The sequence below is a fragment of the Capnocytophaga sp. oral taxon 863 str. F0517 genome, from assembly GCF_000466425.1.
Taxonomy (GTDB): domain Bacteria; phylum Bacteroidota; class Bacteroidia; order Flavobacteriales; family Flavobacteriaceae; genus Capnocytophaga.
Window position 1 is genome coordinate 50,048 of sequence record NZ_KE992164.1, and the last position, 12,839, is coordinate 62,886.

10 protein-coding genes are annotated in these 12,839 nt (G+C 45.2%); 2 read left to right on the top strand and 8 right to left on the bottom strand.

The features are described from left to right. Nucleotides 1-36: 36 nt before the first annotated feature. From HMPREF1551_RS08485 to HMPREF1551_RS08510, 6 genes are all read right to left on the bottom strand, one after another. Nucleotides 37-378: a DUF2149 domain-containing protein gene (locus tag HMPREF1551_RS08485; RefSeq protein WP_021628696.1), complete on the bottom strand. Its 342-nt coding sequence runs from the start codon at nt 376-378 to the stop codon at nt 37-39. Next, nucleotides 375-977, bottom strand: a complete 603-nt coding sequence (locus tag HMPREF1551_RS08490) for a MotA/TolQ/ExbB proton channel family protein (RefSeq protein ID WP_021628697.1) — start codon at nt 975-977, stop codon at nt 375-377. The genes HMPREF1551_RS08485 and HMPREF1551_RS08490 overlap by 4 nt, the downstream gene beginning before the upstream one ends. 148 nt (nt 978-1,125) lie before the next feature. Beyond that, entirely contained in the window at nt 1,126-2,472 is a 1,347-nt protein-coding gene (locus tag HMPREF1551_RS08495; RefSeq protein WP_021628698.1) for a DUF4302 domain-containing protein, read from the bottom strand. Between the two features lie 18 nt (nt 2,473-2,490). Beyond that, a complete protein-coding gene (locus HMPREF1551_RS08500; RefSeq protein WP_021628699.1) occupies nt 2,491-3,357 on the bottom strand; it encodes a substrate import-associated zinc metallohydrolase lipoprotein in 867 nt (288 codons plus the stop codon). A gap of 18 nt (nt 3,358-3,375) precedes the next feature. After that, entirely contained in the window at nt 3,376-4,917 is a 1,542-nt protein-coding gene (locus tag HMPREF1551_RS08505; RefSeq protein ID WP_021628700.1) for a RagB/SusD family nutrient uptake outer membrane protein, read from the bottom strand. A 14-nt stretch (nt 4,918-4,931) separates the two neighbouring features. Continuing rightward, entirely contained in the window at nt 4,932-8,300 is a 3,369-nt protein-coding gene (locus tag HMPREF1551_RS08510; RefSeq protein ID WP_021628701.1) for a SusC/RagA family TonB-linked outer membrane protein, read from the bottom strand. A 521-nt stretch (nt 8,301-8,821) separates the two neighbouring features. Between HMPREF1551_RS08510 and HMPREF1551_RS08515 the strand changes: the two genes are divergently transcribed. Both HMPREF1551_RS08515 and HMPREF1551_RS08520 read left to right on the top strand, forming a co-directional pair. Continuing rightward, on the top strand, nt 8,822-9,559 hold the full coding sequence (locus HMPREF1551_RS08515; protein WP_021628702.1) for an MlaE family ABC transporter permease: 738 nt from the start codon (nt 8,822-8,824) through the stop codon (nt 9,557-9,559). 1 nt (nt 9,560) lies between these two features. Further along, the gene (locus HMPREF1551_RS08520) at nt 9,561-10,325 is read left to right on the top strand and encodes an ABC transporter ATP-binding protein (protein WP_021628703.1); all 765 of its coding nucleotides are present in this window, start codon (nt 9,561-9,563) and stop codon (nt 10,323-10,325) included. A gap of 53 nt (nt 10,326-10,378) precedes the next feature. Here HMPREF1551_RS08520 and HMPREF1551_RS08525 read toward each other — a convergent pair whose 3' ends face one another. Both HMPREF1551_RS08525 and dld read right to left on the bottom strand, forming a co-directional pair. Next, nucleotides 10,379-10,750, bottom strand: a complete 372-nt coding sequence (locus HMPREF1551_RS08525) for a glycine cleavage system protein H (RefSeq protein ID WP_034544566.1) — start codon at nt 10,748-10,750, stop codon at nt 10,379-10,381. 71 nt (nt 10,751-10,821) lie between these two features. Then, nucleotides 10,822-12,513: a D-lactate dehydrogenase gene (dld, locus tag HMPREF1551_RS08530; protein ID WP_021628705.1), complete on the bottom strand. Its 1,692-nt coding sequence runs from the start codon at nt 12,511-12,513 to the stop codon at nt 10,822-10,824. Nucleotides 12,514-12,839 lie beyond the last annotated feature (326 nt).

The following is a 12,839-nucleotide window of genomic DNA, read 5'->3' on the forward strand; positions in this document are numbered from 1 at the left end:
TTCACTCTTCACTTTTCACTCTTCACTTTTCACTTATTAGTCTGGCACAAAGATATTCTCCCCGTCTTGGTTCTCGTAGAGCGTGCCAAGGCGTTTTCCTTTTTCCTTAGAAGAGGTATTAGAGGAAGAGGCGCCCTTAGCGGTTTTGTATTTGGTGATTTTTTCTCCTTTCTTTTGGATGATCTCCATCTCATCCCCATTCTTATTCACAATGGTAAAATCACCCCCGGTAAAGAAAGCCGAGAGATTGAGATTCATCACCATGGAGACCATCAGCGCCACGGAGAAGACCATGGCCACATCGAAAAGATTGACCACCACGCTTAGCGGGTCGGCATCGTCATCTTTGAAAGGGGTTGTTCTGCGGTTATTTCTCATTGGGCGCTATTTTGTTGGTTACGGATACGAGTGATATAGTCCAATTGGTTGATCTCCTTGGCATACCAGCGCTGTTTGAACTGTAGGGTGACCAAGCCCACCAAACTCACTACCAATCCCACTACCGTCGTAGCAAAAACTACCTGCATATTGGACGCCATCTTGGAAATATCCCCTTGGGAAAGTCCCGTAAGGGCTGGACTCATAGCAATCAGTGTGCCGATAAGCCCCAAAACTGGCCCTACTTTGGCCAAGAGCTTGGAAGTTACCACATCTTTTTCGGCCTCGTTCTCGAAGTTGGTAATCATATAATCGGCATAAGCATCGTCGGCAGGGCGTGCAAGTATAGCTCGTAAGTATTTTACGAATAGGGAGTTGTCTTTTTCAGGGAGCACCGCCTGTAGTTCTTCTATACGCTCAGGGGTCAGCTGCTGAAGGATAGGGCGCAATTGCCGTTCATTCTTATACTTGGTGATATACTGATTGTAGAAGCTACCTACCAAGAGCAAAGCCCTTACAAATAGCACCAATAACACAATGATATCCGGTATCAGAAGACTATCGGACACCAAAAAAAGAAGCTGGGAGATATTGTCCATTTTGATTTAGATTATTTCTAAGTGCAAAGATACGAATTAAATAAGAAATGACCAATGACAAATGTATAATAATTCAATAATGGTTAATGATTTGTCCCTTGCAAGGGACAAATCATTAACCATTACCATTATTCATTAACGATATCTCTTATTCTTCCACGGCTTGGTTCACCGTACCAGGGAAGTAATACTTAGGTTCCGAAATACTTCTCATATAGTACACAGGTCCCAAAGAGGCGGACAAGCTGGACTTCCAAAGATAGATTCCTTGGGAGCTCAACGCTATAAAATGAGTCAATCGCTCCTGTGCCATCTGTAGAATTGCTTCATTATTAGGATCTATCCAGAACTCATCCATATCCTCATGCTCGCTTATGTAGGTGATGTATATCTTCTTATCACGGATTTCATAGTTGCATTTGTAGGCGTAAAACACTCTATCATTTTGGTTCCCGGTCGGGGTATAGCCTATTCGCAAAAGAGGCGTATCCGCATCGGATTGGAAAAGAAGCTCGTAGGAGAAGAATTTTCCTTGGCCTACCTCTGTATAGAAATCATTTTTGAAGTCCGCACTCATATAAGGCAAGTTAAGATGTGCTTGATCACCCAAAAGTATGATAAAATCATTGACAACATCCCCTTGGGATTCGAACTCATCCATAGGATCATTGAAGTGTTTTAGTTCGATAGTCACTCCATTACTTTGTGCTGTATAGTTCAGCGGAGGGGTTCCTGGGACTGCTGTCATATGGGTGAATTTTTCTCCTGCTATCTCCAAAGAAGGCGTAAAGGTCAGCCCATTAGGATTCACTGCGACACCTGCTCTGCTTGCTTTGTGGCTATCCTGCATGGAGGTAAAAAGGAACATGCGGAAGGCACTTCTTACATAATAATTCTCCACCCCTTGAGTAGAAGTCACCTTCAGGTAATAGGTATGATTGATACCATCGAGCTGTTCACCTTGGGTGCCTATAGTTGTCCAATCCTCGGCAGTGGCCTTTTCAAAGTAAACAAATTGTTCAGTTGCCTTGCGCTGGGTTTTAAACTTAAGCTTATCGCCCTCCTGCCCTATATAGACAAACTGAAATTCGCCTTCGAGGCCTTTACCGATATGCTCCCGAGGGTCTGGGCTATAGGTGAGGGGTTCGAGCAGGGTATGAATATAGTTTCGGGTGGTAAAGACCAAAAGAGGGCCTTGTCCTTCCTGAATTTGGTAGCTACTCTCCTGAGGAGCGGTGCCACTACCAAAGTCGGCCACCATCGTTACGCGTCCTTCAGGAGTAAACTTCATCAGGAAGGTATAGCCTCCAAAGGTATTCCTTTTAGGAAAATAGCTTAATCTCCAGCCATTAGGCGCCTCTGAAAGGGTCTTTTTGAGATTTTCTTTGTTTTGTGCCATACGTTCGGAGGCGTTTTTACCCATGAGCAAGTCGGGTTCGTTCTTTTGGCATCCGGCTACAGCCATGATAGCGAGTAGATATAATATTTTTCTCATTTTAGTATCCGTTTTTATTTACAAATAGTTCTGCATTCTTTGGTAAGCAACCCTTTGGAGCTGATAGAAATCAATACCCCATTCGGCTCTGAAGTACTCCACGATAAAGGCTTCTTTCTTCTTAAGAGCTACCTTCCCTTTCTCAGGCATGGCATTGAGGGCGGCATCCCATTGCGCCTTGGACTTCATGAGCATATGAGAGGTCATTTCAGCAAAGTCCTCAAAGGGGTTTGCCGCTGCATAGTTGGTAATAAAGCCTAAGGCATTGGCCTGAGCCGTTGTCTTACCATGCCAAGAAGAACTGTAATCATCGGGGGTTATTTTCCCAAATTCAGGCGCAAAAGGCTTATGCTGATTGATGATATGGCAGTACTCATGCTGAATGGTATGGATGATATGCCTGATATTGGCCTCATCTGGATGAGCTGGATCATAATAGTCCACCCGAGCGATGGTGATCTTAGCCCCATTGTCAGCCTGACCGAGCGTTTCCTCGAAGAGGTAGGTCTCGGGATTGCGCTGAGGATCTAAGTTACGCCCTCCAATAAGGCTTATCTGTCGAGGAGCTACCTGGCTAACAAAGGTCGTACCGGCTACCTGTTGATAGGCTCCTAACCAAACGTCCTTGATCATCTCCAAGAAAGGCTGTACCTTGCTTTCAGTCGGTGGATATAGGTAGCGTCCCATCTCGTAATTGACATCCACATATTTGTAATTGACCTCTATATTATAGGGGTTGATATATTCGTTTCGAATATAGGTATCCAAGGCAGTGGGAGTATCCGTATCGTCATGGATCACACTTTGGGGATCGAGTGTCTCTTTTTTATTGCAGCTGAAAAGGGCTACAGAAAGGGCGACACATATATAGGTTATTTTGTTCATACTTACAGAATTAAATGATTAACGAGGGTTGGGTGCTATACCAAATTCAAGGGCGCTATTGGGGATTTGAAGCTCTCGACGAGGGTCACCCTTGGTGAGTTCTATTTGGCTATCGCCCACCTTATGCACGACCTTCATCCCTAAGCGCTTGTTATCGAACCAGCGCAAGCCTTCTTGTACAAACTCCACTCGTCGGATATCCACTACCGCTTGGAGCCATTCTCTCTGTCGGGTTGTGAGGGGATAGGGAGGATCAAAATCAACGCCTCTACCCTGATAACGCCTATCAAGCGCCGCCTGAGTCATATAGCGCTCGAAGGTCAAGCGAGGAAAAGGATAGGCCTCATTGGGTCGAGAGCTATTATGGGTCTTAGGAATGAGATAGGTAAAGAGGTCACGACGGAACTGATCTAAGTTGCCGGACATTAGGTAGGCCTCCAAGCGGTTGAGGTAGACCTCATCGTAAGAGAACAAAACCGCTGCGCTATAATAAACCCTAGTACCTGCCGAACGATTTACATACTTATAGTAGTAGTTAGACTTAGGAAAGACGATATTACCTGCACCATCTCCCAAAGCCGAATTGACTGCTTCCCAACTGATATTGGAGAAGTTCAAAGGATGGGTATTACGAGGAGAGCAGATCTCAGCCATCTTTTGCAAAGTTAGGCTATACTTATGAGTCTGGAAACGATAGGCCAAGGCAGAGCGAGCCGTCCCCACAAGTATATTCGATGGATTAGTGGATTCTGTATAGTAAGCACTTCTGGACTCGAGGGCTACCGCATTGAGGGTTTTTATGTTCCTAAGCTTGGTTTCTGCATTGGCTCCCAAAACGGCATCGGCATGTTCAATTACCTTATCCCACTGGGCTTTCATTAGGTAGAAGCGCGTGGCAAAGGCATGAGCTGCCGCTGTGGTAAAGTGGAAACGAGGTTGCTTATATTTGCTATCATCGAGCAAGGGAAGCCCTTGGGTGAGGTCACGCTCTATAGCATCATAATATTCCTTAAGTGGAATACGGGTGTAGTGTCCGAAAACATGCTTTTCAGGCTCAGTAATATAGGCCAATCCCAAATCAGTGGCAGCGGTAGCCTCATTATAAGGCTTACACCAAAGGTAAGCCAACATAAAATGGGCATAGGCTCGTGCTACCAAGGCTTCTCCTTTGATATAGTTATATCGGGCTGACTCGCCTAATTCGGCATAGGATTCCAACGCCTGATTGGCTGCCCCAATGGCAGCATAGCAGGCCACCCAATAGTCGGTTGGGGTATTGTCCTCCCCATCTATCTCATTGTTATCTCTCCAGAAATACATATCTGTATTAAGGGTTGAGATTCCTAAGAAGGAAGTTTTCTCGCTTACATTATCACTCATCATCTCTGCGATGTAAGTAGGAAAGCGATTAGGATAGGCGCCGACCAAAAGTTCCTCTATTTTTTCAGGACTATCTATTTCTGTACGGCTATCTGGTAGGTCGTCTAATATTTTGTTACAAGCGCTCAGCACCAAGGTAAGGGCTAAGGCCAAGAGGGACAAGTATTTGTTTCTTTTCATGAGTTGCTGTTTTGTTAGATTCCAAGATTGATGGTAAAGGTATATTGGGGCGTAATCGGGTAGGCTACTCCTCCAGAGCGGAAAAATTCCGGATCCTGTCCGTTCAAGTCCTTATGGGCATAGATTAGGAAGGGATTGGAGGCTTGTAAGCGTAGGGAAAGGTTGCCTAAGTTGAGGCTTTCCAAAACTTCCTTGTCAAAGGTATAGGAGAGGGAGATACTCTTCATGCGTACAAAAGAGCCATCGACTACACGAGCGGTAGAGTGGTTATAGGCGCTATAAGCTCTTGAGATATAGGCCTTGTTTTCCTCATTGAGTGTTCGCTGAGAGACAATGCCTGGTATTTGAGTTAAGGCCTCATCTCCAGGGGCTACCCAGCGATTCTTAAACTCTCTTGGGAAGACACTCAAGTCATCATAGCCAGCTCCTTTGTAGAGGGGTGCCTTGCGAATCTTATTGCCCGCCTGCATGGTGATAAGGAAATTGAGTTCCCAATTCTTGTAACGGAAAGTATTGCTAAGTCCTCCTGTAATGTTAGGATCCACCGCTCCTTCTTTCTTGAGATAGGAGAGGATATTATCACGGTCTTGGAAATCAATATCCTTATAGTCGCTGCTTCCTCCCTTGAGGTTGAACAGCGGCATTCCTTGGCTATTAAGACCGGCAAAGTCATAGGAATAGAGGGTGTTGCGTGGATTGCCCAATACATTACCCCCCGTCTCACGTACCAAGTTGAAAACACTATTAGACGCATTGGCCAAGGAGGTAATCTCTTGCTTGAAATAAGCAAAGTTCACACTGGTACTCCAAGAGAAATCCTCTGTCTTAAAGTTACGGGTATCCAGTACTAGCTCGACCCCACGAGTGGTCATGGAGGCATCATTAGCATACTTATTTATTTCCCCTCCCATACCGGAAGTACGCACAATGTCTAATAAGTCCTTGGAGTTCTTCTGGTAGAGGTCTACCGAGAGAGAGATCGCATTGGAAAGGAAGCCTATGTCGGTACCGAAGTTAGTCTCATACACCTTCTCCCAAGTAAGGTCAGAGTTCTGGAGAGAAAGGATACGGATTAGGCGTTCATTATCCTGATTGCGGAAGCGGGGGGTAATGGTACTAACCATGATAGGTAAGGCATTTCCTATATTGTTTAGCCCTGCAATCAGTCCATAGCTAAGGCGGAAAGAGAGGTTAGAAAGGGCATGGGTCGCAGGCAAGAAATGTTCGTTGGTCACATTCCAACGGCCACTGATATTCCAAGTAGGGAGCCAACGAGCCTTACGGCTTCTACCAAGCTGGTTAGAGCCCTCATAGTTCAGTGTACCAGAGAGGATATAACGGTTGCGGAAGCCATAGGATGCCTGAGAGAAGAAAGCCACCCCTCGTTCACGACCGGTAGAGCGATCAAAGTATTGGGCGTTATCGGCAATCACCTTTTCTATGATTCGAGGATCGGTAAAGACTACCCCACCGCGATTGAACTGATAGCCATAACCATCGAAGGATTGGTTATCCCTATCGGTATAGCGGAATTCTTGTCCTAAGAAGAGCTTAAGAGTATGTTTGTCCTGCTCCTCTTGGTCTTTGAAAGCCTTATTGTACTCCAAGGCATTGCGTAAGTAGTAGCTTTGGAGGTTATTTTGTTCCAGCTTATAGATACCTCCATTGGGAAGTACCACCTGTGGGAGGGCGGAAGGATCATCAGGGTTGCGATATAGGAATGGGTTGCGCTCTCCTATAATCATATTGTCATTGGCACGATAAGCCCCTACCACATTGGAGCCTTCTGTCATAGTATGCTCTTGGGTACTTTGGGCATAACGTACCGAACCTAAGAACTTGTACTTAAGCGCAGGAGTGAACTTGACCTCTAAGTCACTTTGGAGCTTGTACTCCATCATCTTCAGGTCTATATAGTTATTCTTTAGCTCCTTAAGGATATTCATAGGCGCATAGTTCATACGATAATAGTCGTAGTTGCCTTCATCATCATAGGGGCGTAGCGCACGAGTAGTATTGAGCGCATAGCTGAAGGGGTTGATGTCGAAATCACGTTCGTACTCTCCAGTTACCTGATTGCTTGAGCGAGAGAAGGTACCGGGTGCTTTTTGGTTACGGATAGCCCCCTGAGCCAAGACTCCTATCTTCACCTTAGGAGAGAGGTCATAACTGGTCTTGATATTTCCAGTTATACGGTGTACCTTGTCGGCTATCGTCCATCCTGGGTCTACAAAGAAGCCCAAGGAGCTATAGATAGTCGCATTCTCTCCTCCACCACTAAGACTCAAGGTATGATTTTGAGTTAAGGAAGGTCGGAAGAGGGTTTTGAACCAGTCCGTATTGGCATACTCGTATTTGCGCAAGAAGGCATTACGTGCCTCTGGACTGTTCTGCAATAGAAAGCGACCGGTAGCAGGATCATAAGTATCGGTATTTCGGTACATGATGTGGTAAGCCCCTCCTTGCTGAGCAGCTGTATAGGTGGCACGGTCTAAATAGCCCTTTTGCTCCAACTCGCGATAGACACTCATGGTCTCTTGGGAGTTCATCAGGTCGAACTGGCTATAGTTAGGTATCATACGTACTGACTCCTCCAATTGGTAGGAAAGCTGAGTTTTGACGTTGCGCTTTCCACTTTTGGTGGTAATGATCACTGCCCCATTGAGTGCACGTGCCCCATAGAGAGAAAGAGCAGAAGCATCCTTGAGGATTTCGATACTCTCAATATCATTGGCATTCAGCCCTGAGATGGCAGAGCTAATCAGGGTGGAAGCATCTCCGGAGGCCAACTGTTCAAAAGAAAGGTTTACCACTTCCTCCTGTACAGCGCCATCCACTACCCAAAGAGGCTTGGTATCTCCAAAGATGGAGGAACCTCCACGTATGGTAATCTTAGGAGATGTACCAAAGGTTCCGGAGAGGTTCTGTACATTGACCCCTGCGGCACGCCCCTCGAGCATACGCCCTACATCCACGACCCCATCCTGTCGGATGTTGTCAATCTTGAGGGTCTGGGAATTACCCGTAAAGAGCTTTTTGTCGATCTCCTGGTAACCAGTCACTACCACACCAGTAAGCTCGGTCACCTCCTCACGGAGTATGACATTCAGCTCCTTGTGACTGCCTACCACCCGCTCTACAGGAGTAGTCCCCACCATAGAGAACACTAAGACGGCTTTCTCTCCAGATACTTTAAGGGAATACTTCCCATCCAAATCTGTGTCCACCCCATGGGTTGTCCCCTTTTCTACTACGGAGACCCCAAAGAGAGGTTGGCCATTTTGGTCTTTGACCACGCCTGTCACCGTCTGCTGCTGTGCGTATAGCCTTGAGGCTGTGAAGCATAAGAGCGCAAACAGCGCATACAACCATTTTCTTTTCATTTCCTTATACGTTTAAGTAATTAGTTTGGCAAATATTCAAAAAAAAAAAACAATAAAACAAGAATTTTAACATGTTCTTTTGTATTTTATATTTGCAAAACAGACTATTTCTCATTTTCAAAAGAAAACAGACAGATTCTTCTATTTAAAGTTAAAAATGGTTGTTATGAATTTACAAATATTGTTTTTTTAACACAGAATAATCATCTAAACGAAATGATAAATACTTTTTACGTAAAAAGACAAAAAGATATTAATTTACTTATAATGAACACTATAACTTTTTTTAATAATGCAGCAAACTATTTTAAAGAAGCCTTATCATAGTGAGAGCCAATATAGATTTTAACCATTTTAACAACGCTTCGGTACAGAAATATAGAAAAGCTGCCTCATTCATAAAAACGCCCCACTCTCATTGTTAAGAATCGCATACAGCGGGCAATTAGAAAATGAATTAACAATTATCCCTTGATAATTAACAATTATATTTTGTACTTTTGCCCCTTTGAAACCATAGTATGAAACACTTAGAAGCTATTGGGAGGTATTTCATGATGTTATATGAGATATTCCGCAAACAGACGAAGTGGTCAATCTCTAAAAAACTTATTCTTAAGGAGATAGATGACCTTATGTATAGTTCGCTGGGGATTATTGCCTTTATTTCCCTTTTCGTAGGGGCGGTTATTGCTATCCAAATGGCACTGAATATCAGCAATCCACTGATTCCAAAGAGCCTTATTGGCTTTGCTACCCGACAGACGTTTATCTTAGAGTTCGCCCCTACCTTTACCTCTATCATCGTGGCAGGTAAGGTGGGTTCGTTTATTACCTCCAGTATAGGTACCATGCGAGTAACCGAGCAGATTGATGCCTTGGACATCATGGGGGTCAATTCGCTGAACTACCTGATATTCCCTAAAATCATTGCCTTGATGCTCTATCCCTTTGCCATCTGTATGTCCATGGCCTTGGGTATGTACGGGGGCTATATGGCCGCAACCATAGGCCAATATGCTACCTCAGCAGAGTTCTTAGAAGGGCTTAAGTTGCAGTTCAAGCCTTTTGATATCACCTATGCGCTGATCAAGAGTTTTATCTTTGCTTTTGTCTTGGCTACCATACCTGCTTATCACGGTTATTATATGAAGGGGGGCGCCTTGGATGTAGGAAAGGCCAGCACCATCTCTTTTGTATGGACAAGTGTGGCTATCATTGTGATTGATTTTATAATTACCCAAATTTTGCTTACGTAAAATGATTGAAGTTCAAGATATTAGAAAGTCCTTCGAGGGAGTAGAAATCCTCAAGGGAATATCGGCTACTTTCCACACAGGGAAGACAAACCTGATTATAGGGCAAAGTGGTTCCGGGAAGACGGTCTTTCTCAAGACCCTCTTGGGCTTGCATGTGCCCGATAGCGGCCATATCATCTACGATGGGGTACGCTATAATGACATGAATAAGAACCAACGCCGCAAGCTCCGCCAGGAGATGGGGATGGTCTTTCAGGGAAGTGCGCTGTTTGACTCCATGACGGTGGAGCAGAACGTGATGTTCCCCCTACAGATGTTCTCCTCCCTCACTGAAGCAGAGATGAAGGATCGCGTAGATTTTGTTTTGGAGAAGGTTAATTTGGTCAATGCACACCACAAAAAGCCCTCGGAGATCTCCGGAGGGATGCAAAAGCGTGTAGCCATCGCCCGTGCGGTGGTCAATGAGCCCAAATACCTCTTCTGTGACGAACCGAATTCCGGCCTTGATCCCAAAACGGCTATCGTGATTGACAACCTGATCCATACCGTGACCGAGGAGTTCAACATCACCACCATTATCAACACCCACGATATGAACTCCGTTATGGAGATAGGCGAACAGATTATCTTCCTCAAAAATGGCTATAAGGAATGGGAGGGTAGCAAGGATACGATCTTCAAAACGGATAACGAAGCCGTAACCGACTTTGTCTACTCCTCCGAGTTGCTCAAAAAAGTCAGGAAGATGTACTTAGATAATGACTAATGACCAATGACTAGTGACAAATGACTAATATTACTCTAACTATTAGTCACTTGTCATTTGTCACTAGTCATTAATTTATAGGCTTCCTCACTCATCAGCTTGTCCCACTCTTCGGGTTGGGTGGGTTTTATTTGGAGAATCCAAGCCTGGTAAGGCGCCTTATTGATTTGTTCGGGCTTACGGATAAGTTCCTTATTGAAAGCCACAATCTCTCCAGAGAGGGGCATATAAAGGTCAGAGAGGGTTTTGACTGCCTCTATAGTACCAAAGATTTGATCTTTTTCGAGGGTCTGCCCTTCTGTTTCTACCTCTACATACACGATATCACTGAGTTGCTGCTGGGCAAAATCAGTAATACCGGCATAATACACTTCTCCTTCTTTTCGCACCCATAGGTGCTCGGGGGTAAAACGATAATCTTCCATGTTTTGAGTTTTGAATTTTGAGCTTTTCATTAGTCACTAGTCATTAGTCACTAGTCACTAGTCACTAGTCACTATTTCCAGTCTTTCTTCTTGGAGGTCTTTCCAATACCAGAGTTAAAACTATTGGTAGGGTCGAGCTCCTTATAGAAGTTCTTAAGAGAATCCTTGGCATGGTATAGGTGCCCGACATTGTGTTCGGCGGGGTATTCTGCACCACGCTTGTCAAGTATCTTAAGCATCTCTTCCTCTATCTCCTCGCAGTTATAGCCCTTCTTAATCACATAATCTTGGTGGAATACATGGCACATAAAGTGTCCGTAGTAGAGCTTATGGAGGATTTTGTTATCTATCTCTGGAGGAAGCTGTTCGAACCAATCCTCTTCGTTGCGCTTAAGAGCTATGTCCAAGGCTACAATATCCTCTACTTCCTTCTCATGCACCGAGCGGTAACGAATGGCCGCTGAAGCCACCGCAAAGCGCAACAACATAGCGGCTTGGGCTAGCTTGGCATCACATTCGAAATAAGCCCCTTTGCTCTTGTCTGCAAAGTAGGTTTTGAGATATTCACGCGCTTCTTCTACCCCCTTACCGCCCATTTTGAGGATCAGGTGATGCTCATATTGGTTGCGGTAGTCCCACATGATTTGGGGCAAGTGCTGTGGCATAAGTTTGGAGGTACCTTGTAGGAATTTTTCGCTAAAGTGGTGCGGCATGAAGGGAATCTTTTTGGCCACACGATCTGCCCAGGCTTTCAGCGCAAAGAGCTTAGGGAGGTATTCGGTACCTACATGCTTGATATACCAGAAGGTATCTTTCCCATACTTAGCAGCAATGTCAAAGGCAGTACGGTGGATGTATTCTCCGGAGATAGGAATCTGCTCGAAGGAGCCCAGCATGTGTCGGCGTAGTTCGGTAAGTACCTTAGTATCATTGGTTCCTATGTAGAAGACCGCCGTTTGCTTCTCTGCGGGGAAGGTATCCACCCGCACGGCAAAGATAGCCAAGCGACCTGCACTTCCGGAAGCCTCGTAGAGGCGGGCAGGGTCGGCATTGAAGCGGGCAGGGGTATCGGCATCTATCTGGCGTACATGGTGGCAATAGTCGTGGTCATGCCCCTTCTTGTCTGTTTGCTGAATGTCTTTTTTCTGATATTTGCCCTCTTGTAGGTTGGTCAAAATCTCTTGGGGTGTCGTACCGAGGTCTATCCCTAAGTGATTGATAAGTTCCAATTTTCCTTCGGCATTGCGTTGTGCATAGAGTGCCATTTCGGTATAGGCTGGGCCACGCTGTACGAGCGAGCCTCCGGAGTTGTTGCATACCCCTCCAATTACGGAAGCTCCTATACAGGAAGAGCCAATCACCGAATGGGGTTCGCGCCCATAAGGCTTGAGTTCTTCCTCCAAGTGGTTCAGGGTAGAGCCAGGTAGGCAAACAGCCTGTGCCCCATCGAGGATCAGCTGGATGTTGTCGTTGCGCATGGTATTGATAATCACCACATCGCGGTCATAGTCATTTCCAAAGGGGTTAGAGCCCCCGGTAATCCCAGTATTGGCAGCCTGGGAGATGACTATCACATCGGCCTCAACACAGGCTTCTAATACCTGCCACTGCTCCCAGAGGGTAGCAGGGCGTACCACGGCCAAGGCATTTCCTGTCCCGAATCGGTAACCGCTGCGGTAGCGTTCGGTCTGCCCTGGGTCAGTCATTACATATTTTGCACCCACTATCTGGCGCAGTTTTTCTAATAAATTTTGTGTATTCACGGGATCAGTTTTTTTAGTTTTAAGTTCTAAATTTTGAGTTTTGAGTTACTAATACGAATCAATAGTTAAAGAACTAGAAATATATACATCTATAAAAGTTGTAAGCAACTCATTATCAACCCTTCATTGTCACATCCCCCCTGCCCCCCTCAAGGGGGGAGTTACGGAGTGGTATCAAGCAGGGTGGTGAAAGTTTAATCTAAGTATACTGATAACCAGCATGATAGTTCAACGGTATCCTATTCCCCCCTTGAGGGGGGCTAGGGGGATGTATAAAAAGCCTTTGACAATCATACAAATTAACTATATTAATCTATTTTTTAACT